This is a genomic window from Carboxydocella sporoproducens DSM 16521, from assembly GCF_900167165.1.
GTDB lineage: Bacteria > Bacillota.
This window is the reverse complement of the sequence record NZ_FUXM01000005.1, coordinates 19,999-42,189: the sequence shown is the minus strand read 5'-3', so window position 1 is coordinate 42,189 and position 22,191 is coordinate 19,999. Positions and strand designations below refer to the sequence as shown.

Here is a 22,191-nt window from a genome sequence, read left to right as displayed (position 1 = left end):
TGCCTGCCTTTCTTTCCGCGGTGTCTTTTTTGAGAAAAATAGGTGGTGAGAAAATGAAGAAAATCCTGGAAATGCGCCAGATCGAAAAAAGTTTTGGTAAAGTGAAAGTTCTGAAAGGAGTTAATTTAACTGCCTATCGGGGCGAAGTACTGGCTTTGATGGGGGAAAATGGGGCAGGTAAATCCACCTTAATGAAAATTCTCAGCGGTGTTTATCCTTATGGTAGCTATAGTGGTGAGCTGGTCATCAATGGCCAGATTTGCCAGTTTAACAGCACCAGAGATGCAGTTAAAGCCGGGGTTTCCATTATCCATCAGGAACTGAATCTTATCCCCGGTTTAAGTGTTATGGAAAATATTTTTCTGGGACGGGAGCCCAAAACAGCACCAGGCTTAATTGACTGGCAACAGATGCGTCAACTGACTGTGGAACTGCTGGAACGGGTAGGGATAACCCTGGAGCCGGAGGAACTGGTGGGTAACCTTAGTATTGGCCAGCAACAGCTGATTGAAATTGCCAAAGCCTTAAGTTTTTCTGCCGAAATCATTATTATGGATGAACCTACTTCTGCCTTGACTGATAGTGAAGTTGAGCAATTGTTCAACCTGATCCGTCTGCTGAAAAGCCAGGATAAAGCGATTATCTATATTTCCCATAAGATGGATGAAATTGATGTGATAGCAGACCGGGTGGAGGTTTTACGGGACGGGGAATCAGTAGGGGGAGGCATGAAAGCAGATCTGAGTCGGGATAAAATTATCAGCTTGATGGTTGGTCGCGACCTTACTGATTTGTACCCACGCCGGGAGAATAAACCCGGTGAAGTGATTCTGGAAATCGAAAGCCTGACGGTGCCGGGGGTATTAGAAACTTTGTCCCTGCAAGTGAGAAAAGGGGAAGTACTTGGTATAGCTGGTTTGATGGGCTCTGGTCGGACAGAATTGGCCCTGGCCCTGTTTGGAATTTACGGGAAGAGATTGACCGGAGAAATCCGTCTCAATGGTAAAAAACTTACCATTCAAAATCCACGGCAAGCGCTGGATAACGGGATAGCCCTGGTGACAGAGGACAGAAAAGTCAGCGGCCTGGTCCTGGGTATGTCAGTAGGTGAAAATTTGACTCTATCCTGTTTAGAACAGTTGAGCAACGCCCTGGGCATAATCAACCAGGAAAGAGAAAGGACTGTAATCAAAAATTACATTCAGGAATTGCGCATTAAAACGGCTGGTGAAGATCTGGCTGTGGCCAACCTTAGCGGTGGTAATCAACAAAAAGTGGTACTGGCCAAAATGCTGGCCACCCAGCCCCGCATATTGATTTTGGACGAACCCACCCGGGGTGTGGATGTAGGGGCAAAGGCTGAGATCTATCAGATCATCAACCGTCTGGCTGCCAATGGAGTAGGCATAATCATGATCTCTTCCGAATTGCCAGAAATCATTGGTATGAGTGACCGGGTAGCGGTTATGGCTGATGGCAGTCTGGCGGGCATTCTGGAAAAAGAAGAAGTGACTCAGGAAAAAATCATGGCCTTGGCAACAGGAGGAAGACGCAATGAAAAAGAATCTGCATAAATACACGATCTTGCTGGTTCTACTGGCAATGGGAATTATTTCAACAGTAATTACTGATGGTGCTTTTGCCCGGCCAGAAAATATTATGAATCTGGCGGTACAGGTAGTTGTCAATGGCATACTGGCTGTGGGTATGACCCTGATCATTCTTACTGGCGGTATCGATCTGGGAGTAGGGTCGGTTATGGCCCTTATCGGGGTAGTTGTAGCCAAATTGCAGTTAACCTACCACTTTTCTACCTGGTCCTCTGTATTAATTTCCCTGGCTCTGGGTCTGGGGATTGGTCTCTGGAATGGCTTTTTCATCACCAAATTCAAACTCCCTCCGTTTATCGTAACGCTGGGCAGTATGACCATTGCCAGGGGTCTGGCTCTGGTTATCTCCAAAGGTAGTGCCATCGCTCCTGTCAACAATACCTTTGCTATGCTGGCGACCTGGCAGCTGCCTTCTCTGGTAGCCGTTGTCTTAACTGCCATTATTGGTGGTTTAATCCTGTTTAGAAATATCAGGAACAAACATTGGCTGGATGGCATAGCTACTGCATTGGTCACTTTATTTGTCATCTGGGTACTTTTAAATAGCCGCGGCCTGCCTTTACCGGTTATTATTTTCGCCATTGTGGCCGCTCTGGGGATCTTTGTCCTGAAAAGAACTACCTTTGGCCGTTATCTTTATGCTTATGGAGGTAATGTTCAGGCTACCCGCCTTTCCGGGATAAACGTGGATAAACTACTGATCTGGGATTATGTCATTATGGGGGGGTTGGCAGCTCTGGCTGGCCTGGTCCTGGCCAGTCGCATGGCAGCCGGGGTTCCGACCGCCGGAAATATGGCGGAACTGGATGCCATCGCCTCTGTAGTTATCGGTGGTACTAGTCTGGCCGGGGGGGCTGGGGCAGTTGGTGGCTCCGTAATTGGAGCGTTCATTATTGGCTTGCTCAATAACGTTCTGGTCATTCTCAATGTGGAAGCAAACTATCAGTATATTATTAAAGGTTTTATTATCATGGGCGCTGTAATGCTGGATACTCTGAAACAGAAGCGGGGCTAGGGATGCTCCGCTTTTTTCATAAAACCCCTTGGAATTATTGGTTAACAGTTCTATAATTGATATTGGAGCAAAATGAAAAAGGAATCAGTTTTTGGAATGCGCAATTTTTCACAATCAAGGGTGGGAGGGGAAAATATGCTTGACGGGGTTACGGTGCTTGAACTGGCGGCAGTCCTGCCGGGGCGTTATGCGGGCAGGATTCTGGCTGACTTAGGAGCCCGGGTGGTCAGGGTGGTGGAGCCAGCCGGGCAGGAATATTTCCAGGGGACAGACCTGGGCAGAAACCTGAACGAAGGCAAGGAAACTGTTTTTCTGGACCTTAATGATCCTGAGCAACGACAATCTTTTTTTAACTATGTCTCAGAAGCTCAGGTCTTGCTCTGTAATTTTCGTCCGGAGCGCCTCAAAAAGCTGAACATTGAATATAAAGGATTGAAAAAATATCGGCCTGATTTGGTTTGTTGCCTGATTTCCGGTTTTGGTCAGAATAGCATCTATGGCAATCAGGGGGCTCATGATCTCAATTTCCAGGCGATGAGCGGCCTGCTGTTCGGACCTCATTTTCCAGTAAGTGCTTTAAGTGGTGCTCTCTGGGCCGTGATTGCAGTTCTGGCTGGACTATATCAGCAGCAAAAAACAGGGGAAGGAATTTTCCTTGATATTGCTATTTTAGCCGGAATGCTGGAGTGGTCGGGGCTTATAGCAGAGCAGAAAAATGTTCGTCCTACGGTGAACAACTGGATCTATGCGACCAAAGATGATGGTCAGGTTGCCATTTCAGCACTGGAACGACATTTCTGGCGGCGTTTTTGTGAGCGCCTGGCCAGGCCTGACTTGCTGGATTTTTATAATGTCCCTATAGCAGCGGACCACCCGGCATATATCACCCTGGTGGAGCTGTTTGCCAGCAAAACTCGTCAGGAATGGGAAGAGCTGCTGGCTGATGCTGATTGTTGTTTTAGCTCGGTTTTACCAGTTTCGGAAGCATTGACATCCTGTTATTTGCAGGAAAGAAGAAAAGGCTGGCCGCGAACTCTGGCAGTAAAACTCTTTTCGGAACTTTAATAAGCGACAGCAAGTGACAAAATTAGTGGAATTATTTGGCAGGATTTTTGAAAATGACAACGAATATTATTAAATAAAAATGTACGGGAGAGGAGGACAAGCCTTGCGCCTGCTGCATAAAAAAATAGGGAATACTCTGGTGATTAGGCCGGAGGGAGAACTGGATATGTCTGTGGCTGAGCCATTTCGTCAAGGAGTAGACCAATTATTGGAACAGCATCCAGGCTGTGATTTGTGTCTGGATCTTGAAGCGGTCAGCTTTATTGATAGTTCGGGTTTAGGGGTGATTCTGGGACGCTATAAAAAACTGTCAGCTACCAGGTTAAAGATGTCCATTTGTTCACCCAGGCCTCCGGTCAAAAGAATTTTAGAGCTCTCAGGGGTAATGAGGATCATGCCTGTCTACGATTCACTGGAACAACTGGCACAAATGTAAGGGGGAGCGCACTGTGGAGAAAAAGAACTGGCTAAAAATTGAATTTCCTGCCCTGGCAGAAAATGTAGCCCTTGCCCGGGTGACTGTGGCAGCACTAGCAGCTCAACTGGATTTTACTCTGGCAGATATTGATGAAATCAAGGTGGCAGTTTCAGAAGCAGTTTCCAATGCTATAATCCACGGTTATGATAATGATGGCAGGCAATTAGTAGTGCTAGAAACTACCCTGTATGATCAGGGGATAGAAATCCGGGTCATAGACAGGGGTAAAGGTATAGCAGATTTAGCCCGCGCCATGGAGCCAGCTTATTCCAGCATGCCGGAGCGGATGGGATTGGGCTTTACTTTTATGAACTCCTTTATGGACAATTTACTGGTTGAGACCGCTGTCGGTCAGGGCACGACTGTGATTATGTTTAAAAAACTTACCGGCGGCGCTGAAGATCAGCCGGCCAGCTGATGGGGGCGATGGCATGGCTAACCTGTTTAAAGATATGAATTTGCCCTATTATCCCCTATTAACAGAGGAAGAGACCAGAGACTTGCTGCAAAAAAGTGTCAGGGGCGATCAGGAGGCCAGGGAAAAACTGATCAACCATAATCTGCGACTGGTATTTAATCTGGTCCAGCGCTTTGCCGGTAAGGGTTATGACCTGGAAGACCTGTTTCAAATCGGTGTCATAGGTTTAATGAAGGCTGTGGATCGTTTTAATCCCGATTTTGATGTGCGTTTTTCCACCTATGCTGTACCTATGGTTTTAGGGGAAATTCGCCGCTATCTCCGGGATGATCAGCCGGTAAAACTGACCCGTTCAATTAAGGAGGGGGCAGTGAAGGTACATAAAATGCGAGAGACTTTAATGAAAGAACTGGGCCGCGAACCAACGGTCCAGGAGCTGGCAGGGGCTCTGGATATGGCAGCAGATGAAGTGCTGGCTACGCTGGAGGCCATGCAGGCTCCCGTTTCCATGCAAGAAGCCTTGTATCAGGATGATGGTGACCCGGTTCTGCTGGAGGACCGATTGACTGAAGAGGGTACAGGAGAAAAAATGCTGGAGAAACTGGCTCTTAAGGAAGTAATAGATAAATTGCCACCCCGGGACCGGCAGCTTCTTATTTTGCGCTTTTTTGAAGATAAAACCCAGATGCAGGTGGCAGAGATTCTGGGCATTTCCCAGGTTCAGGTCTCTCGCCTGGAGCGGCAAGCTTTGCAAAATTTACGAGCTTTACTGTCAGGTTAGAGGATAATCCGCCTGGAAACGAAGGGCGGATTTTTTTTGTATATTTCTCTTTCTTCAGGGAGAGGCTAAAGAGTGAATGAAAGGAGGGAAAGGCATGTTTGTCAAGGTAGTAGAACTGGTAGGCGAGTCTCCCATTGGCTGGAAGGATGCAGTGCAGAGGGCGGTGGAGGAAGCATCCAGGAGTGTTCAGAACATCACCGGCGTGGAAGTATATAATATGACCGCCAACGTTGAAGATGGTAAACTGACAGAATTTAAAGCCAATGTTAAGATCGCTTACACTGATGAAGTACTGAAATAACCGGGAAGGACACCGGCAGGTGTCCTTTCTCAATGTGGGGGGGATATCATGGGTATTCTGGCACAATATCCTGGTAAAAAAAATAAACAGAAGGCATATCAGCAAATGATTCAGGAGTTAGCGCCCAGGCCGCCAGTATTGAAAAATGCCTTTTTTGCTTTCTTTTTCGGAGGTTTAATTTGCACTGTCGGGCAATTGTTAATTAATTTTTATCAGAGACAGGGATTGAGTTTTCTGGATAGCACAGCGGCAACTGCAGCTACACTGGTTTTTGTAGCTGCCTTTCTCACCGGTCTAGGGGTTTGGGATACATTTGGGCGAATTGCCGGTGCTGGAGCGATTGTTCCAATTACCGGTTTTGCTAACTCTATGGTAGCAGCGGCACTGGAGTATAAACGCGAAGGAATGGTTTTTGGGGTTGCCGCCCGGCTATTTACCATTGCTGGTCCTGTGATTGTTTTTGGTACGGTAACGGCCTGGTTAGTTGGACTGTTATTTTACCTGGTAGGGGGAGGGAAATAGATGAAAGGGAAAAAAATCGGCAAACAGACGATACAGTTTGCCAATCCGCCGGTAATTCTCGCTACTGCCACCACGGCTGGGCCTATGGAAGCCAAAGGACCGTTAGGCACTTATTACAGTCTAACCTATCCTGACCAGCTGATTGGACAGAAATCCTGGGAACAGGCGGAAAGAAAGATGTTGAAGGATGCGGTGGAGCTGGCCATCAGCCATTCTCGCCTTACGGTTATGGATATCGAGTTTCTGCTAGCGGGTGATTTGTTGAATCAGATTATCACTGCCAATTTTGCGGCCAGGGATCTGGGTATACCATTGATTGGTCTGTATGGGGCCTGTTCTACCATGGCCTTAGGCCTGGCCCTGGGGGCGATGATTATAGACGGTGGTTTTGCCCGTCACCTGGTGGTTGCAGCTTCCAGTCATTATGATACTGCCGAAAGGCAGTATCGCTATCCCACTGAATTAGGAACTCAACGACCGATGACGGCACAATGGACAGTGACCGGGGCAGGGGCCATGGTTTTAGGAGCCGTTGGGGAAGGTCTGTATATTACCCATGCTACTATCGGCAAGGTGATGGATTTAGGGCAGGATAATCCCAATGATATGGGCTCAGCTATGGCGCCAGCAGTAGCTGATACCATCCTTACCCATTTTGGCGATACAGGCCGCAGTCCGGCGGATTATGACCTGATCATCAGTGGTGACCTGGCCAGTATTGGAAAGGCTCTTTGCGAAAGGATATTGAAAGAAGCTGGCTTTGATGTGACTAATAAGTATACCGATGCGGGAATATTAGTATATGACCCCATTCAGGATGTGCACGCCGGTGGCAGTGGTTGTGGCTGCTCAGCGATCGTATGGGGTAGCTGGCTTTATCAGGAAATGTTGGAAGGGCGATTTAAACGGGTTTTACTGGTGGGTTCCGGATCTTTACATAGTCCCATTTCAGTACAGCAAGGGGAGACTATCCCGGGCATTGGCCATGCCATTGCCGTCGAAAGGCTTTAGGAGGAGAAAGGCATGATTTACTTTAAGGCATTTCTGGTTGGGGGGGCAATCTGTTTACTGGGACAGCTCTTGATGGATTTAACCAGTCATAAAATCACCCCGGCTCATATTCTGGTCGGATTTGTTTCGGGGGGAGCCCTTTTAAGCGCCCTGGGTGTCTATCAGCCTCTGGTCAACTGGGCAGGGGCAGGAGCCACTGTACCTTTACCGGGGTTTGGCCATGCGCTGGCGCAGGGTGCCATTAAAGCGGTACAGGCTAAAGGGCTTTTGGGCGCTTTTGCTGGAGGCTTGCAAGCCGCCGCTGTTGGCCTTACGGCTGCCATTGTCTTTGGTTATTTAATCGCTGCCCTGTTCAATCCGCGGGGTGATTGAAATGGGGCAACGCAAGCGGGTAATCCTGGTTACTGACGGGGACAAGGTGGCCCGTAAAGCTGTAGAGAAAGCTGCGGCTAATATTAAGGCTCACTGTATTTCTGCTTCGGCCGGCAATCCAACGCCAATAAGTGGCCCGGAATTGTTGCAGTTAATCAGGGAAGCCCGGGGTGAGCCGGTAGTAATCATGGTGGATGACCGCGGCAAGGAAGGTCAGGGGAAAGGAGAGCAGCTGGCCCGTTTCCTGGCTAAATGCCGGGAAGTAGAAATTATTGGCGCAGTAGCGGTAGCTTCCAATGACAAGGGAGCGGATGGGGTCAGAGTGGATTGTTCCATAACAGCTGATGGAAAAATAATATCCGGTCCCGTGGACAAGGAAGGGCAACCAGAGCCGGAAGGCCATCTTTATCTGGAGGGAGATACGGTAGATATGTTGCGTTCTCTGGGGGTACCAGTAATTGTTGGTATCGGGGATATAGGCAAACAGCAAGGGGCAGATAGCTGGGCGAAAGGCGCACCTTTAACGACTAAGGCTTTACGATACATTATTGAACAAGGAGGCAACCAGCATGGCTGAACGGGAGGAAATGCTGAGCGGCAAATTGGGCCGTAATTTTCAGGAAAATGTGGCCCAGCTGGATAAAATCCTGGCTGCTGGAATTTGTTTTGATGTACATAGCCGCCCCCTGGAATTCGGTCAGAAAAAAATACAGATGTATTTTGTAGATGGTCTGGTTGACTCGACCTCCATTTTGGATATGACCCGGATTCTCTCTATGGTGGAGCGCAATGACCTGGTACCAGCCACTTTGCACAAACTGGTACAGACCTACCTCAGTCACGGCCAGGTGACCACAGAAGCTGCCCTGGACAAAATTGCTTCCCATGTACTGGCCGGTCGCACCGCTTTTATTGTGGAAGGCGAACAGGAAGCCATTATCGTTGAGGCCCGGCGCTATCCGGCCCGGGGGCCGGAGGAGCCCGATCTGGAAAAGGTAGTTCGGGGTAGCCGGGATGGCTTTACGGAAACCATTATTTTCAACACTGCCTTGATCAGGCGGCGGATCAGAGACCCCAAATTGAGATTTATCATGCTATCGGGAGGGAAGAGGTCTAAAAGCGATATTTGTCTGGCTTATATCGAGGATATCGCCAGCCCGGAACTGGTAGCTGATATCAAACGGCGTCTGGAAAAACTAAATATCGACGGTTTGCCTATGGCGGAAAAGTCTGTGGAAGAGATGATTACTAAAGAGGATAATGCCTGGAACCCTTTTCCCCAGGTACGCTATACTGAAAGGCCGGATGTGGCAGCAGCCCACTTGTTGGAAGGGCATGTGCTGATTATGGTGGATACTTCCCCCAGTATTATGATTGCACCTACAACCTTTTTTCACCACGTCCAGCATGCTGAGGAATACCGGCAGGCGCCAATCGTGGGTGCATATATCCGCTGGGTACGGTTACTGGCGATTGTAGCTTCCCTGGTAGTTGTTCCTTTATGGTTGCTTTTCTCCCTGCATCCCGGATTGTTGCCGAAAGCACTGAGTTTTATTGGGCCGAAAAAAATAGGGAATGTTCCTCTGATCCTGCAGTTTCTCATAGCTGAAGTCAGTATCGATGTGGTCAGGATGGCGGCTATCCATACTCCATCCCCATTGACCACTTCCCTGGGTTTGATCGCGGCTTTAATGATCGGTGAGGTAGCAATTAATATCGGGATGTTTGCTCCAGAGGTAATTATGTATATGGCCATTGCTGCTACTGGAACTTTTGCTACCCCCAGTTATGAGCTAGGAATGGCATTAAGATTGTGGCGCTATCTCTTGATTATACTGGTCTACGCTTTAAGCTGGCCCGGTCTGGTGCTAGGCGTGCTGGCCTTATTTGTCTTCCTGGCCCGGTCCAGGTCTTTTGGAGTACCCTATCTCTGGCCGCTAATACCTTTTAACTGGACAGCTTTGAAAGCCATTCTGATTCGTTATCCAGTACCGATTCAGAACAGCCGGCCCAGCATCCTGAAGCCAGTAGATACTGACCGGCAACCGGGGCAGTCCATTCCTATTCCCTCACGGAAACCTCAGTTTGGAAAAGGAGAGAAAGAGGAAAATGAGAAAGATTAAAATCAGTGAGAAACGGGCTCCGCGGGTGGGGATTCCCCGGGCCCTCCTTTATTATAGCTATAATCCTTTCTGGACCGAATTTTTTCGTCAGATAGGGGCAGAGCCTATTTTATCACCGGAGACTAACAAGGAAATCCTCGATGCCGGAGTGCGTCTGGCTGTTGATGAAGCCTGTTTGCCGGTAAAGGTGTTTCTGGGGCATGTTCAGGCCGTGATTAATCTGGGTGTGGACTATCTTTTCATTCCCCGGCTGGTGGCCGTGGAGAAAAGGGCTTATATTTGTCCCAAATTCCTGGGGCTACCGGATATGGCCCGGGCCTGTTTAAAATTGCCTGTACCCTTGCTAAAGCCTACTATCAATCTGAATGGCGGACGACGGCAGCTCTGGCTGGCGGCCCGGGAGACGGCTGAACAGCTGGGAGTGCATCCGATACAAGCGGGACGAGCCCTGCTTAAAGCCTGGGTGTTCTGGCAGAAAGCCGGGGGGATCAGCTGGTGGCGCCAGCACACCCGTTCGCTGAGAGGCGAAAACAGCCGCAGGGGACTGAAAGTAGCTGTAATTGCTCATCCCTATAATCTGTATGATAATTACATTAATCTGGGGCTCCTCCAGCATTTGGAGCAGCTGGGTGTAGAAGTGGTTACTCCGGAAGATGTGCCCGTCCAGGAAGCAGAAGCGGGAGCAGCCCAAATGCCCAAAAGGCTATTTTGGACCCTGAACCGCCATTTGCTGGGAACCGCGTTACACCTGGCTGAGCAAGAAGGATTATCCGGGTTAATCCATCTCTCTGCCTTCGGCTGTGGGCCTGACTCATTTACCGGTGAAATTATTACCCGGCGTTTACAAAGAGCAGGGCGGGTGTCGGTTCTTAACCTGACTATTGATGAGCATAGCGGGGAGGCAGGGCTGGTGACGCGGGTGGAAGCCTTTATCGATATGCTGCAGAGAAGGAGGAAACAGTGCGGTGCCTAAAGTAACTTTTCCCCACATGGGGACGATGGCTATCGGGGTAAAGGGACTATTAAGGGAACTGGGAGTGGAAACGATTGTGCCACCTCCCATTACAAAACGCACTCTGGAACTGGGGTGTCGTCATTCCCCGGAGTTCGCCTGTTTGCCGCTGAAAATAAATCTGGGCAACTTTATTGAAGCTGCCGAGCTAGGGGCAGATACAATTTTAATGGCAGGCGGCATGGGGCCTTGCCGATTTGGCTATTATGCCCAGGTTCAACGGGAAATATTGAAAGACCTGGGTTATGAACTGGAAATGGTAGTGCTGGAACCGCCGGAGAAACACATTTCCCAGTTTATACAGCGCCTGCGGAGAATTACCGGCAATCAGCCCCTCTGGCGGGTGATGAAGGCTTTGCGCCTGGCCTGGCATAAACTGGCGGCCCTGGACCGACTGGAACGACTGGTGGCTACCTTGAGGGCCCGGGCCTACCAGCCGGAGGAAGTGGAAAAAGCCTGGCGCCAGGTCCAGGTCTGCCTGGATCAGGCCCGGACTCTGGCGGAAATTAAGCAGGCGGTGACGCATTCCCAGCAACTGCTGTACAGTTTGCCAGTGGATTGGGCCAAAAAAGTTGTGCGTATCGGTTTAACGGGAGAGATTTATTGCCTGCTGGAGCCCTTTGCCAACCTGGAAATTGAACGCCGCTTAGGAGCGCTGGGGGTCGAGGTGGAACGGAGTCTGTATTTGAGCCATTGGATCAATGAACATCTTTTTCGGGGATTGATCCCCGGTATTCCGGATAGCCATCAGGCCTGTCAGGCTGCCAGTCCTTATTTAAATCATTTCGTGGGCGGACATGGTCAGGATACCATTGGCCATGCAGTATTGTGGGCTCAGAAAGGTTTTGATGGCTTGATTCAGGTTGCTCCTCTGACCTGTATGCCGGAAATTGTAGCGCAGAGTATTTTGCCTCAAGTGAGCAATGAGCTGGGCATTCCTGCCATGACGCTCTATTTTGACCAGCATACCGGTGAGGCTGGCTTGCAGACCAGACTGGAGGCCTTTGTGGATTTGCTGGTTCGCCAAAAGGAGGTTAACAGGAGAAATGAAAGCATTTCTCGGTATTGATGTAGGTTCAGTCAGTACCAATATTGTCTTGATGGATGAAAAAGGGGAGATTAAGGAAGCCCTTTATCTCAGAACCCGGGGACGGCCTATCCCTACGGTGCAGGAGGGTCTTGCCCAAATTGCTGAAAGCTGGGCCGGTAAAGCCACTATCCGCGGGGTGGGCACTACCGGTAGTGGGCGCCAGCTGGCGGCTTTACTGGTGGGTGCGGATGCGGTTAAAAACGAAATCACTGCCCATGCCGTGGCTGCTTCTACGCTGGTGCCTGGGGTACAAACAGTGCTGGAAATAGGTGGGCAGGATTCGAAAATTATTATTCTGAGAAACGGGATTGTGGCGGACTTTGCCATGAACACTGTTTGTGCTGCCGGTACCGGCTCCTTCCTGGACCAGCAGGCGGCGCGTCTTAATATACCCATTGAAGAGTTCGGGCCCCGGGCCTTAGCTGCCCGCCACCCGGTACGCATTGCTGGCCGTTGCTCGGTCTTTGCTGAATCGGACATGATCCATAAACAGCAGATGGGTCACGATCTGGCCGATATTCTCGCCGGTTTATGTGAAGCCCTGGTCAGAAATTATCTCAATAATGTAGGTAAAGGCAAAGAGATTTTGGCACCAGTGGTTTTTCAGGGGGGAGTTGCCGCCAATGCCGGCATCCGGGCTGCTTTTGAAAAGGCCCTGGGGATGGAAATTATTGTCCCGCCCCACTTTAATGTAATGGGAGCAGTAGGAGCTGCCATCCTGGCCCGGGAAGCGGTCCTGCAAGGACAAACTACCAGGTTTAAAGGCTGGAGTCTCTGTCAGCAAGATTTTGCCTCTGGCAGTTTTGAGTGCAAATATTGCCCCAATCTCTGTGAGGTTATTGAATTAAAACAAAACGGAGAAACCGTAGCCCGCTGGGGAGACCGCTGCGGGCGCTGGTCGCAAGCAGAAGCAGCCCGCGAAACAGCGGCTGGAAAATAAAATTGTTATTGAACAGTTGTGGGCTCTATGCTAAAATACAAGCATGGAGCCTTCTTTTTCCATTTGAGGGAGAAGAGCATGGCAAGAAGGAGTTGAGGAGAGATGAGAGCGGATACCAAAATCCTGCTCACTGAAAAAGAAATGCCTACCGTCTGGTATAACATTCAGGCTCATATGCCCAATTTACCGCCACCCCCGCTCAATCCCCGAACAGGTCAACCGGTCACTCCGGAAGATTTGTTGCCTATATTTCCGCTGGAACTGATCAAACAGGAGGTAAGCACTGAACCATATATCGAGATTCCTGAGGAAGTTCAGCAGCTTTATCGCTTATTCAGACCAACGCCCTTATTCAGGGCCCATCGCCTGGAAAAAGCCCTGGACACTCCGGCCCGGATTTACTATAAATATGAAGGGACCAGCCCGGCAGGCAGCCATAAGGTCAATACCTCCATTCCCCAGGCCTTTTACAATAAACAGGCTGGCATTAAGAGGCTGGCAACGGAAACAGGGGCCGGGCAGTGGGGTAGTGCTCTCAGCATGGCCTGCAGTTTCTTCGGGCTGGAATGCACTGTGTATATGGTTAAGGTTTCTTACCAGCAAAAGCCCTACCGGCGCTCACTGATGCGGGTGTTTGGCGCTGAGGTGATTCCCAGTCCTTCGCCTCTGACCCAGGCCGGGCGGGCAGTGCTGGAACAAAGCCCGGATTCACCGGGCAGTCTGGGCATTGCTATCAGTGAGGCGGTAGAGGATGCCGCCAGCCGGGAAGATACCAATTATGCCCTGGGCAGTGTCCTCAATCATGTCTGTCTGCACCAGACGGTAATCGGGCAAGAAGTTCAGGCCCAACTGGCCAAAGTGGATGAAGCAGCTGATATTGTAATCGGATGCTGTGGAGGCGGCAGCAATTTTGCCGGTATTTCCTTCCCCTTTGTCCGGGACAAAATTCTAAAGGGAACGAAAACTCGCATTATCGCCGTAGAACCGGCAGCCTGTCCCACCCTGACCAAAGGGGTCTATGCCTATGACTATGGTGATGTGGCCAAGCTGACTCCCATTATGCCTATGTATACTCTTGGCCATGATTTCATGCCTCCTGGCATTCATGCTGGTGGGTTACGCTATCATGGGGATTCCCCGCTGGTCAGTCAGCTCTTAAAGGACGGCTTGATTGAGGCAGTGGCCTATCCCCAGACTCAGGTTTTTGAGGCGGCTGTTCTCTTTGCCCGCACTGAAGGGATTTTGCCAGCCCCCGAATCTTCCCACGCCATTAAAGCGGCAATAGTAGAGGCCCTGCGTTGCAAGGAAGCCGGGGAAACTAAAACCATCGTGTTCTGTTTAAGCGGCCATGGACACTTCGATTTAAGTGCTTATGATGATTACTTGACCGGTAAAATCCAGGATTATGAATATCCGGAACGGCTGGTTAAAGAAGCCCTGGCTAACTTGCCTAAAGTGGAATTATAAATTACTCAAGCAGGAACACTCAGATAATGTGTTCCTGCTTTTTGCATTGTTATGCAGATATATTGTATACATAGGCAAAAGGACAGTGAGAAAGATTGTCAATAGGGAAAAAACATGTTATAGTGATTGATAGAATTTTCCCGGACTTTTGTGATTGAAGGTTAACGGTTTCTCAGAAAAAATCATAATATCTATTGGTGATAGGAGATGATGATATGCGTTTGCATGGTACTATGAGCATCAATGCCGAAGGGCGCTTAACCATTGGCGGTTGCGATACAGCAGGTCTGGTAGCGGAGTTTGGTACCCCCTTGTATGTTTTTGATGAGGAACTGATCAGGCAAAACTGCCGCGCCTACCGGGCTGCTTTTATGCAGGATGAGCGTATTCAGGGAGAAGTAATTTATGCCTCGAAAGCCTTCATGACCAAAGCCATGGCCCGCATTATTCAGGAAGAAGGACTGGGCCTGGATGTGGTTTCTGGCGGTGAGTTATATACTGCCCTGGAGGCAGGGTTTGATCCTGCCCGGATTTATTTTCATGGCAATAACAAATCCCCTGCCGAGCTCGAGATGGCGTTAGCTGCCGGTATCGGCTATTTTGTAGTGGATAATTTCACCGAACTGCATCTGCTCAATGGCCTGGCCGGGGAGCGGGGCGTCAAGGCCAGCATCCTTTTGCGAATTACCCCAGGGGTAGAAGCTCATACCCATGAATACATCCAGACCGGACAAATTGATTCCAAGTTCGGGTCAGCTATTTCTACCGGCCAGGCTTTGGCAATTGTGGAGGAAGCCCTGCAGCTGCCTCACATAGACCTAAAGGGATTGCATTGCCATATTGGTTCCCAGATTTTTGAACTTGAAAGCTACCGTTACACAGTGCAAGTTATGCTGGATTTTCTGGCTGAGCTGCGTAGCAGGCTGGGCTTTACAGCAGAAATACTGAACCTGGGTGGGGGTTTTGGTATTTACTACGCCGAAGGGGATGAACCGGCCTCTATCGCTGCGTATGGGCAACTGGTCCGGGAGTCAGTTCTTGCTGGCTGTGAAGAAAGAGATTTGCCTTTACCCCGCCTGGTAGTGGAGCCCGGTCGTTCTATCATTGGCCCGGCTGGTACTACTCTTTATACTGTCGGTTCAGTGAAGGAGATACCAGGAGTAAGAACTTACATTGCCGTTGATGGCGGCATGGGTGATAACCCCAGACCGGCGCTCTATCAGTCCAGGTATTCGGCCCTGCTGGCCAACAAAGCTGATCAACCGGCAGAAATAGTGGTATCTGTGGCCGGGAAATACTGCGAATCCGGGGACATGCTAATCTGGGATTTGGCAGTTCCCCGTACTGAGCCCGGAGATATTCTGGCTGTATTTTGCACTGGTGCTTATAACTACTCTATGGCCATGAATTATAACCGGGTACCCAGACCGGCTGCGGTACTGGTCAAGGATGGGCAGGCAGATTTGATTATCCGCCGGGAAAGCTATGCTGACCTGGTACAAAATGATGTAATTCCTGAGAGATTGAAAAAATAGGCAACAACCCGGCTGTAGCCGGGTTTTATTTATAGTACAAATGCACTAAAAATAGACTAGATGGCAGGGAAAGGGATAATTTTATTTAATATTTCTAACTAGGGGGGAGAGAGATGTTAACAGCCCAAAATCTTAAAAAAATTATACTGGTTTCAGGATTCTTGCTAATTGTAATTCTGGCAGGGGCAAGTTACTATACCAGTAAACCGCAGTTTTGTGCCAGTTGTCACTTGATGGAGCCTATTTATCAAAGCTGGACCCAATCTGCCCATAAAGATGTAGAATGTTATGCCTGTCATGCTGAGCCCGGCTTCGCTGGCGTGGTAAAGGCCAAAATTAGCGGAGTTAGGGAGCTGATGATAACTTTACTTAATCTGGAGCCCAGGCTGCAGGCTACGGTAAAAAATGAGCGTTGCCAGAGCTGTCATCAGCAATGGCCTGCTGAGTTAAAAAACATGCCTGGCATAATTTACAATCACGAAAAACATAGCCGGGGCTATAATTGTACTTTATGCCACAGTGGGGTAGCCCATGGTAGCAGAGCCCGGTTAAAAATGAAAGATTGTCTGACCTGCCATCGGGTTAAAGGCGCTGGTAAAGCACCGGTAGATGACTGCTTGAAATGCCACCGGGATCCCAATAGTCTTAAACCCCGAAACCATCAGGAGCCAGCATGGGCAATAACCCACGGGCGGGAATATCGAAGGGATAAGAATAACTGTCTTGCCTGCCATCGTCCAGCAACTAATCTGTGTCAACAATGCCATCCTGCACCGAAATAAAAGGCAATAATATCATAGACTTGTTCTAAAGCTACGGGTATGGCTGCTTTGACCTGTGGGCTCAATTCCAGACCAGGTCTGATGTCAGCAGGTTGAATTCCCAGCAGGACCAGGTCAGGGGGCAATTTACCACGCCAGCAGGCCAGGGCCAGTAAATCAGCCAGGGCTACCTGGTGAGGGGAGAGCCGGGGCCGGGCCAGCTGGATTAACTGCTCATAACTAAAAAGACCCACGGTACCCGGGGGCTTGTCCCAGTTTACGGCATCGATGATCAAAAGCTGTGCAGCAGTTTCAATTACGGGCAATAAGGATAAACCCCCGGTGCCGCCGTCCACCAGTTTTATCTGAGAAGCAAGACCGGATTGACGTAATCTCTGCAGTAGATGAATTCCTATTCCTTCATCACGATAGAGAGGATTACCCAGCCCGAGAACAACCGGTTTAGCCATTTTCTCTGTCCTCTCTGACAGGAACATATTTATAGCCGCTAAAAATAGACGAAACGGTGCCATCATCATCCAGGATATCCTGACGTATTACGGTATAGAGATGCAAGACGACAAAGGCAGCAAAAAGCCAGGCCGCCAGGTGATGATAACTGCGCAGAACCAGTGAATTACCGCCAAAGAAGGGGATTAGCCAGCCAAACCAGCGTTCCTGCCAGCCGCCGGGATGAATCTCTCCTTGCAAGGCTAGTCCACTGGCAATCATAAAGGCGGAGTTGATCCAGATAATGAAAAAGTAGGTAAGCTGGGCCAGGACATTGTGGCCGGTATGTACCGTATGTTCTTTTTTGAGAAAAAGATAGTACTTTAACGTCTCCAGGCCATCGGCAAAAAATCCTTTTCGCCAGGGACGAAAGCGGGCATACTCATTGCCGACAAAAGCCCAGTAAAAACGGAAAAGGAAATTGGCTATAAACAGCCAGGCGGCCCAGCCATGCCAGTAGCGGGCTTTACCCATCAGAAAAAAGGAGTAGGCTTCGGTTCCAGCCGGCCTGTATTTGGGAAAGCCAATATAGAGGCCGGTGAGAAAAAGGGTAATGATCAAAAAGACATTTAACCAGTGATAGAAGCGGACCGGCCATTCCCAGACATAGATGGCTTTGCGCAGCATCGCATACCCTCCTTAGTAAAACCTTATTTCAGTCAGGGGTTGACTGGTAGTGAGATCAGTTAAATGGACAGCACAGGCAATACAGGGATCAAAGGAATGAATAATTCGCAAAATTTCCAGAGGCTTTGCCGGATCGGCCAGAGGTGTTCCGACCAGAGCTTCCTCATAAGGGCCGCGCTGCTCAAGACCATCCCGGGGGGAGGCATTCCAGGTAGTGGGGACTACTGCTTGATAGAGAGTGATTTTGCCATCTTTGATTTTTACCCAGTGCCCTAGAGCGCCGCGGGGAGCCTCAGTAATGCCCGCACCTCTGGCTTCTTTGGGCCAGGTGGAAGGATCCCATTTTTCCGGATTAAAAACCCGGGTATCACCGGCTTTGAGGTTGGCCAGCAGTTCAGCATAGGTTTTCTTCAGGAAGTGGACCAGGATCCTGGTTTCCAGGCCGCGGGCCAGGGTACGCCCCAGGGCGCTAAATAAAGCCTCCTTGCCCAATCCCAGTTTAGCCAGGGCGGAATCTACTTCTTCCTTAATCCGGGACTGGCCCCGGGCATAACCTACCAGTATACGGGCCAGTGGACCCACTTCCATAGGTTTACCTCGCCAGCGGGGAGCTTTGAGCCAGCTATATTTGCCGGTTGTATCCAGTTGCTTATAAGGAGGACGAGGGCCGGTATATTTGGGATTGGTCTGTCCTTCCCAGGGATGCAGCCCTTTGCTTCCACTATATTCATACCAGGAATAGTCAACGAATTCCTGAATCTGTTCTGGATCCTTTACATCTATGTTATGGACCTCATTCAGATTGCGATTTAAGATTACCCCGGCGGGAAAAATTTCTTCTCCGGTTTCTTTTTTACCCCGGTCAGCTAGATGGCCATAGACCAGAAAATTACCTACGCCACCACCATAGGTCCAGTCTTTATAAAAGGACGCAATGGCCAGCAGATCGGGAAGGTAGACTTTTTCCACAAACTCAATCGCTTTATCGATTTCCCGGCCCACCAGATTCAAACGTTCCATATTTATGGTATTATCGTTATCCAGATTAATGGTGCAGGCCATACCGCCAACCAGATAATTGGGATGGGGATTTTTACCACCAAAAATGGTATGTATCCTGACTATATCTTTTTGCCATTCCAGAGCTTCGAGATAGTGGGCCACTGCCAGTAAGTTGACTTCCGGTGGTAACTTATAGGCCGGGTGCCCCCAGTAGCCATTGGTGAAAATACCCAGTTGACCACTGGCAACAAAACTTTGCAAGCGTTTTTGTAAATCCCGGAAATAACCAGGGGAGGATTTGGGCCAGTCAGAAAGAGATTGGGCCAGACGGCTGGTCGCAGCCGGGTCTGCTTTCAAGGCAGAAGTGATATCCACCCAGTCCAGGGCATGCAGGTGGTAGAAATGCACTACATGGTCATGGACAAACTGGGTAGCATTCATGATATTGCGGATCAAGGTGGCGTTTTTAGGCACTTCAATTTTCAGGGCATCTTCTACTGCCAGTACGGAGGCAATGGCATGGATATGGGTACAAACCCCACAGATACGCTGGGCAAAGGCCCAGGCATCCCGGGGATCCCGATCCTTGAGGATAAGTTCCAGCCCGCGAAAGGCAGTGCCGGAACTATAGGCTTCCTTGATCACGTTCCCTTCTACATCAGCTTCGATGCGTAAATGTCCCTCAATTCTGGTTAGAGGATCAACCACTATTCTTTGGGCCATGCTTTTCACCTTCTTCTTTCTTTTTGGTTTTTAACACTCCGGTGGCCAGGGCATGTAACCCCACTCCGGCAGCTGTGACACCAACCACTTTTTTACCCAGTTCATCGGGGTCAACCGGTTTAGCCTGACCAGGTATATGCGCCAGCCTGGTATAAAAGGGCGAGTTATCGAAAAAGTTGGGCTCCGAACAGCCCAGACAGGGATGGCCGGACTTGATAGGGTAGCTGACTCCATTATTCCACTGGGTAATGGCACAGGCATTATAGGTGGTGGGACCTTTGCAGCCCATTTTATAGAGGCACCAGCCCTGTTTGGCCCCCTCATCATCGAATTGCTCCACAAAAAGACCGGCATCGAAAAAGGCCCGGCGATTGCAGTTATCATGGATACGATGATTGTAGAAGGCTCTGGGACGGCCCAATCCAGTCAGCTCCGGCAAACGATCAAAGGTAACATAGTGGGCAACCACCCCTGCGATTACTTCTGCAATAGGTGGGCAACCAGGCACATCAATAACCGGTTTGTTCCGCACTATATCCTTAACGGCGACAGCTCCGGTAGGATTAGGGCTGGCCCCCTGAACACAGGTGTTGGTGGCACAGGAGCCATAGGCGATAACTGCCAGTGCGCCCTCTGCAGCTTCCAGCAGGACCTGGCGGGCAGTTTTGCCAGCAATAGTAGTGTATATACCATCATCTTTTAAAGGCACACTTCCTTCCACAACAAGCAAATAGCGGCCCCGATAGTCCTGCATGGTTTTAGCTTTAGCTGCTTCTGCTTGTTCTCCGGCAGCGGCCATCAGGGTTTCCATGTAATCCAGAGAAATCAGGTTGAGGATCAGGTCTGAAAAGAGGGGATGGGCGGTTCTGATAAAGGATTCGGAACAACAGGTACATAGTTGCAATTCCAGATAAATAACCGGTAATCGCTGTTTGGTTTCCAGAGCATGAGCAACCTGGCTAATAAAGGAGGCATCCAGACCCATGGTAGCAGTGAGAATGGTGCACAGGCGTAAAAAATCGCGCCGGGTGTAGCCTTTTCTTAAAAGGGCGTGATAGTAGGTATCGGTCATGGTTTGCTCCTCCTTGCTGTGGATTTATTTTATTTTTTGCCGTTACTTGAGGATTATACAAAAAAAGACAGCAATTGTGAGCCCGGTCACAGGAGTTGCTGGCAGGGGATGGTATAATTGGATTAAGAACAGAAAGGAGTGAGGGAAAATGAGAGCCAGAGTGAATAAGGATCTGTGTATTGGCTGTGGAGCCTGCGCCGCCATTTGTCCCCAGGTGTTTGAGCTAGGGGAGGACGGATTGTCCCTGGTTATTGCGGATCCAGTTCCAGCGGAGGCTGAGGCCAGTGCCCGGGATGCGGCGGATGGTTGTCCGGTAGGGGCCATTGAAATTGAGGAGTAAAAAACAGGCCACCCGTTTTGGGTGGCCTGTTTTTTGGCGTTATAACTGTTGCAAAAGCATCAAAATAGGTTATACTTATGGATGAGAATGGAGGTAGAGCAAAGAACATGAAAAAAGCGGTTGTCTTATTATCCGGGGGCATAGATTCCACCGTCTGTCTGGCTTTAGCGCACCGGGATGGTTATGAGCTATATCCCATTTCCTTTGATTATAACCAGCGCCACAAACGGGAACTGGACAGTGCCCGCCAGATTGCCGAATATTATCACTGTCCCCGGCATTTAATTATTACTACCAACATGGATGCTATCGGGGGCAGTGCCCTGACGGGGACAATGGAAGTACCGGAAGGGGATATAGAGCGCAAGGACATTCCCCCTACTTATGTTCCAGCCCGCAATCTGATTTTCCTCAGTTATGCCGTCGGCTATGCTGAAGTGGTAGGAGCAGAACGGATATATATCGGGGTCAATGCCCTTGACTATGCCGGCTATCCCGATTGTCGACCGGAGTTTATCCAGCGCTTTCAGGCCACAGTGGATTATGCGACTAAAGCGACAACCAGGGATGCTCAAAGAATCGAGATTGTAACCCCCTTAATCAATCTGGATAAGGCTGGTATTATTAAACTGGGTATGGAGCTGAAGGCTCCCCTGCACCTTACAACCACCTGCTATCGGGGGGGAGAAAAGGCCTGTGGTCGTTGTGATGCCTGTCTTTTGCGTTTACAGGGTTTTTCCCGGGCAGGTTTTCAGGACCCGATAAATTATGTTCATCTCTAAGGAGCAGAGGTGAGAAGGATGAAAATAATCGCCTTCACCGGAGCTGGCATTTCTAAAGCCAGTGGTATACCTACTTTTGAAGAAATGCCCGGAATCAGAGACTACCTGACCCGGAACTATTTTCAAGAGGAGCCGCAGGAGTTCTACCAGAAGCTGTGGCAAATGTATGAAAGAATAAGCCAGGCAGAACCTAATCCTGCTCATCTGGCCCTGGCCCGCTATCAGATTCCGGTAATAACCATGAATATTGATGGCCTGCACCGTAAAGCCGGGACCAAAGAGCTAGTGGAAATTCACGGCAATCTGGACTATGTTTTTTGTCCGGTCTGTCAACGCCAATATCCTTTTACAGTAGTTAAAGACAATCATTTTTGTTCTGACTGCCGGGAGGTACTGCAACCCAATGTCGTCTTATATGGCGACTGGCTGGCCCAGTTGCCCCAGGCCCTGGATCTGGTGGCTGATGCCGAACTGTTGCTGGTTATTGGCACTTCCTTTTATACTTCCACTGCCCGCTATGTTACCGAACGAGCTCGCCTGGCCGGGGCCAGGGTGGAGGTAATAAATGCGGAAGCGGAAAAAGTGCTGCCCGAACTACTGGACCGCCTTTTTAATGCCGAAAGGCATGCATAAG

General features: G+C 49.6%; 25 protein-coding genes. 21 read left to right on the top strand and 4 right to left on the bottom strand.

Translation table 11 applies throughout. The features are described from left to right. Positions 1 to 53: 53 nt before the first annotated feature. From B5D20_RS03365 to B5D20_RS03280, 18 genes are all read left to right on the top strand, one after another. Positions 54 to 1,574, top strand: coding sequence for a sugar ABC transporter ATP-binding protein (locus tag B5D20_RS03365; RefSeq protein ID WP_078664808.1), 1,521 nt, complete (start codon positions 54 to 56; stop codon positions 1,572 to 1,574). Continuing rightward, positions 1,555 to 2,625, top strand: a complete 1,071-nt coding sequence (locus B5D20_RS03360) for a sugar ABC transporter permease (protein ID WP_078664807.1) — start codon at positions 1,555 to 1,557, stop codon at positions 2,623 to 2,625. Before B5D20_RS03365 ends, B5D20_RS03360 begins: the two co-directional genes overlap by 20 nt. A gap of 135 nt (positions 2,626 to 2,760) precedes the next feature. Further along, positions 2,761 to 3,690: a CoA transferase gene (locus B5D20_RS03355; RefSeq protein WP_159071852.1), complete on the top strand. Its 930-nt coding sequence runs from the start codon at positions 2,761 to 2,763 to the stop codon at positions 3,688 to 3,690. A gap of 103 nt (positions 3,691 to 3,793) precedes the next feature. Continuing rightward, a complete protein-coding gene (locus B5D20_RS03350) occupies positions 3,794 to 4,126 on the top strand; it encodes an STAS domain-containing protein (RefSeq protein WP_242946609.1) in 333 nt (110 codons plus the stop codon). A gap of 13 nt (positions 4,127 to 4,139) precedes the next feature. Next, positions 4,140 to 4,586 (top strand): anti-sigma F factor, encoded by a 447-nt coding sequence (gene spoIIAB, locus B5D20_RS03345; protein ID WP_078664804.1) that lies wholly within the window; start codon positions 4,140 to 4,142, stop codon positions 4,584 to 4,586. A 13-nt stretch (positions 4,587 to 4,599) separates the two neighbouring features. Continuing rightward, positions 4,600 to 5,367 (top strand): SigF/SigG family RNA polymerase sporulation sigma factor, encoded by a 768-nt coding sequence (locus B5D20_RS03340; protein WP_078664803.1) that lies wholly within the window; start codon positions 4,600 to 4,602, stop codon positions 5,365 to 5,367. A gap of 94 nt (positions 5,368 to 5,461) precedes the next feature. Further along, entirely contained in the window at positions 5,462 to 5,668 is a 207-nt protein-coding gene (locus tag B5D20_RS03335; protein ID WP_078664802.1) for a dodecin family protein, read from the top strand. 48 nt (positions 5,669 to 5,716) lie between these two features. Next, entirely contained in the window at positions 5,717 to 6,190 is a 474-nt protein-coding gene (gene spoVAC / locus B5D20_RS03330; RefSeq protein ID WP_078664801.1) for a stage V sporulation protein AC, read from the top strand. Next, positions 6,191 to 7,201: a stage V sporulation protein AD gene (spoVAD, locus tag B5D20_RS03325; protein WP_078664800.1), complete on the top strand. Its 1,011-nt coding sequence runs from the start codon at positions 6,191 to 6,193 to the stop codon at positions 7,199 to 7,201. A 12-nt stretch (positions 7,202 to 7,213) separates the two neighbouring features. Continuing rightward, entirely contained in the window at positions 7,214 to 7,573 is a 360-nt protein-coding gene (spoVAE, locus tag B5D20_RS03320) for a stage V sporulation protein AE (protein WP_078664799.1), read from the top strand. Between the two features lies 1 nt (position 7,574). Next, the gene (locus B5D20_RS03315) at positions 7,575 to 8,150 is read left to right on the top strand and encodes a stage V sporulation protein AE (protein ID WP_078664798.1); all 576 of its coding nucleotides are present in this window, start codon (positions 7,575 to 7,577) and stop codon (positions 8,148 to 8,150) included. Further along, complete coding sequence (locus tag B5D20_RS03310; RefSeq protein ID WP_078664797.1) at positions 8,143 to 9,696, top strand: spore germination protein; 1,554 nt, start codon at positions 8,143 to 8,145, stop codon at positions 9,694 to 9,696. Before B5D20_RS03315 ends, B5D20_RS03310 begins: the two co-directional genes overlap by 8 nt. Beyond that, positions 9,683 to 10,669: an acyl-CoA dehydratase activase-related protein gene (locus B5D20_RS03305; protein ID WP_078664796.1), complete on the top strand. Its 987-nt coding sequence runs from the start codon at positions 9,683 to 9,685 to the stop codon at positions 10,667 to 10,669. Before B5D20_RS03310 ends, B5D20_RS03305 begins: the two co-directional genes overlap by 14 nt. Further along, positions 10,662 to 11,777: a CoA protein activase gene (locus B5D20_RS03300; RefSeq protein WP_318262794.1), complete on the top strand. Its 1,116-nt coding sequence runs from the start codon at positions 10,662 to 10,664 to the stop codon at positions 11,775 to 11,777. The genes B5D20_RS03305 and B5D20_RS03300 overlap by 8 nt, the downstream gene beginning before the upstream one ends. Then, positions 11,755 to 12,738, top strand: coding sequence for an acyl-CoA dehydratase activase (locus B5D20_RS03295; RefSeq protein ID WP_078664795.1), 984 nt, complete (start codon positions 11,755 to 11,757; stop codon positions 12,736 to 12,738). Before B5D20_RS03300 ends, B5D20_RS03295 begins: the two co-directional genes overlap by 23 nt. Before the next feature lie 102 nt (positions 12,739 to 12,840). Beyond that, positions 12,841 to 14,205, top strand: coding sequence for a TrpB-like pyridoxal phosphate-dependent enzyme (locus B5D20_RS03290; RefSeq protein WP_078664794.1), 1,365 nt, complete (start codon positions 12,841 to 12,843; stop codon positions 14,203 to 14,205). A gap of 215 nt (positions 14,206 to 14,420) precedes the next feature. Beyond that, positions 14,421 to 15,740 (top strand): diaminopimelate decarboxylase, encoded by a 1,320-nt coding sequence (lysA, locus tag B5D20_RS03285; RefSeq protein ID WP_078664793.1) that lies wholly within the window; start codon positions 14,421 to 14,423, stop codon positions 15,738 to 15,740. 113 nt (positions 15,741 to 15,853) lie between these two features. After that, complete coding sequence (locus B5D20_RS03280) at positions 15,854 to 16,522, top strand: NapC/NirT family cytochrome c (protein ID WP_078664792.1); 669 nt, start codon at positions 15,854 to 15,856, stop codon at positions 16,520 to 16,522. Here the strand turns inward: B5D20_RS03280 and B5D20_RS03275 are convergent. Genes B5D20_RS03275 through B5D20_RS03260 form a run of 4 tightly spaced genes read right to left on the bottom strand, consistent with a single transcriptional unit; the run spans position 16,495 to position 20,435 of the window. Continuing rightward, complete coding sequence (locus tag B5D20_RS03275) at positions 16,495 to 16,971, bottom strand: hydrogenase maturation protease (protein ID WP_159071853.1); 477 nt, start codon at positions 16,969 to 16,971, stop codon at positions 16,495 to 16,497. The genes B5D20_RS03280 and B5D20_RS03275 overlap by 28 nt on opposite strands. Next, a complete protein-coding gene (gene cybH / locus B5D20_RS03270) occupies positions 16,964 to 17,638 on the bottom strand; it encodes a Ni/Fe-hydrogenase, b-type cytochrome subunit (protein WP_078664790.1) in 675 nt (224 codons plus the stop codon). The genes B5D20_RS03275 and cybH overlap by 8 nt, the downstream gene beginning before the upstream one ends. A gap of 12 nt (positions 17,639 to 17,650) precedes the next feature. Beyond that, positions 17,651 to 19,363: a nickel-dependent hydrogenase large subunit gene (locus B5D20_RS03265; RefSeq protein WP_078664789.1), complete on the bottom strand. Its 1,713-nt coding sequence runs from the start codon at positions 19,361 to 19,363 to the stop codon at positions 17,651 to 17,653. Then, complete coding sequence (locus B5D20_RS03260; RefSeq protein ID WP_078664788.1) at positions 19,341 to 20,435, bottom strand: hydrogenase small subunit; 1,095 nt, start codon at positions 20,433 to 20,435, stop codon at positions 19,341 to 19,343. Before B5D20_RS03260 ends, B5D20_RS03265 begins: the two co-directional genes overlap by 23 nt. A gap of 148 nt (positions 20,436 to 20,583) precedes the next feature. Between B5D20_RS03260 and B5D20_RS03255 the strand changes: the two genes are divergently transcribed. The 3 genes from B5D20_RS03255 (at position 20,584) to B5D20_RS03245 (ending at position 22,190) form a co-directional block, all read left to right on the top strand. Beyond that, entirely contained in the window at positions 20,584 to 20,775 is a 192-nt protein-coding gene (locus B5D20_RS03255) for a ferredoxin (RefSeq protein WP_078664787.1), read from the top strand. Between the two features lie 107 nt (positions 20,776 to 20,882). After that, positions 20,883 to 21,557: a 7-cyano-7-deazaguanine synthase QueC gene (gene queC / locus B5D20_RS03250; protein ID WP_078664786.1), complete on the top strand. Its 675-nt coding sequence runs from the start codon at positions 20,883 to 20,885 to the stop codon at positions 21,555 to 21,557. A gap of 18 nt (positions 21,558 to 21,575) precedes the next feature. Then, on the top strand, positions 21,576 to 22,190 hold the full coding sequence (locus B5D20_RS03245; protein WP_078664785.1) for an SIR2 family NAD-dependent protein deacylase: 615 nt from the start codon (positions 21,576 to 21,578) through the stop codon (positions 22,188 to 22,190). The last annotated feature ends 1 nt before the right edge of the window (position 22,191 follow it).

What these genes read in the sequence shown, in the direction of transcription:
- B5D20_RS03365 (WP_078664808.1), top strand. Translation starts at nt 54, where the DNA reads ATGAAGAAAATCCTGGAAATGCGCCAGATCGAAAAAAGTTTTGGTAAA.
- B5D20_RS03360 (WP_078664807.1), top strand. Translation starts at nt 1,555, where the DNA reads ATGAAAAAGAATCTGCATAAATACACGATCTTGCTGGTTCTACTGGCA.
- B5D20_RS03355 (WP_159071852.1), top strand. Translation starts at nt 2,761, where the DNA reads ATGCTTGACGGGGTTACGGTGCTTGAACTGGCGGCAGTCCTGCCGGGG.
- B5D20_RS03340 (WP_078664803.1), top strand. Translation starts at nt 4,600, where the DNA reads ATGGCTAACCTGTTTAAAGATATGAATTTGCCCTATTATCCCCTATTA.
- B5D20_RS03335 (WP_078664802.1), top strand. Translation starts at nt 5,462, where the DNA reads ATGTTTGTCAAGGTAGTAGAACTGGTAGGCGAGTCTCCCATTGGCTGG.
- spoVAC (WP_078664801.1), top strand. Translation starts at nt 5,717, where the DNA reads ATGGGTATTCTGGCACAATATCCTGGTAAAAAAAATAAACAGAAGGCA.
- spoVAD (WP_078664800.1), top strand. Translation starts at nt 6,191, where the DNA reads ATGAAAGGGAAAAAAATCGGCAAACAGACGATACAGTTTGCCAATCCG.
- spoVAE (WP_078664799.1), top strand. Translation starts at nt 7,214, where the DNA reads ATGATTTACTTTAAGGCATTTCTGGTTGGGGGGGCAATCTGTTTACTG.
- B5D20_RS03315 (WP_078664798.1), top strand. Translation starts at nt 7,575, where the DNA reads ATGGGGCAACGCAAGCGGGTAATCCTGGTTACTGACGGGGACAAGGTG.
- B5D20_RS03310 (WP_078664797.1), top strand. Translation starts at nt 8,143, where the DNA reads ATGGCTGAACGGGAGGAAATGCTGAGCGGCAAATTGGGCCGTAATTTT.
- B5D20_RS03305 (WP_078664796.1), top strand. Translation starts at nt 9,683, where the DNA reads ATGAGAAAGATTAAAATCAGTGAGAAACGGGCTCCGCGGGTGGGGATT.
- B5D20_RS03295 (WP_078664795.1), top strand. Translation starts at nt 11,755, where the DNA reads ATGAAAGCATTTCTCGGTATTGATGTAGGTTCAGTCAGTACCAATATT.
- B5D20_RS03290 (WP_078664794.1), top strand. Translation starts at nt 12,841, where the DNA reads ATGAGAGCGGATACCAAAATCCTGCTCACTGAAAAAGAAATGCCTACC.
- lysA (WP_078664793.1), top strand. Translation starts at nt 14,421, where the DNA reads ATGCGTTTGCATGGTACTATGAGCATCAATGCCGAAGGGCGCTTAACC.
- B5D20_RS03280 (WP_078664792.1), top strand. Translation starts at nt 15,854, where the DNA reads ATGTTAACAGCCCAAAATCTTAAAAAAATTATACTGGTTTCAGGATTC.
- B5D20_RS03275 (WP_159071853.1), bottom strand. Translation starts at nt 16,971, where the DNA reads ATGGCTAAACCGGTTGTTCTCGGGCTGGGTAATCCTCTCTATCGTGAT.
- cybH (WP_078664790.1), bottom strand. Translation starts at nt 17,638, where the DNA reads ATGCTGCGCAAAGCCATCTATGTCTGGGAATGGCCGGTCCGCTTCTAT.
- B5D20_RS03265 (WP_078664789.1), bottom strand. Translation starts at nt 19,363, where the DNA reads ATGGCCCAAAGAATAGTGGTTGATCCTCTAACCAGAATTGAGGGACAT.
- B5D20_RS03260 (WP_078664788.1), bottom strand. Translation starts at nt 20,435, where the DNA reads ATGACCGATACCTACTATCACGCCCTTTTAAGAAAAGGCTACACCCGG.
- B5D20_RS03255 (WP_078664787.1), top strand. Translation starts at nt 20,584, where the DNA reads ATGAGAGCCAGAGTGAATAAGGATCTGTGTATTGGCTGTGGAGCCTGC.
- queC (WP_078664786.1), top strand. Translation starts at nt 20,883, where the DNA reads ATGAAAAAAGCGGTTGTCTTATTATCCGGGGGCATAGATTCCACCGTC.
- B5D20_RS03245 (WP_078664785.1), top strand. Translation starts at nt 21,576, where the DNA reads ATGAAAATAATCGCCTTCACCGGAGCTGGCATTTCTAAAGCCAGTGGT.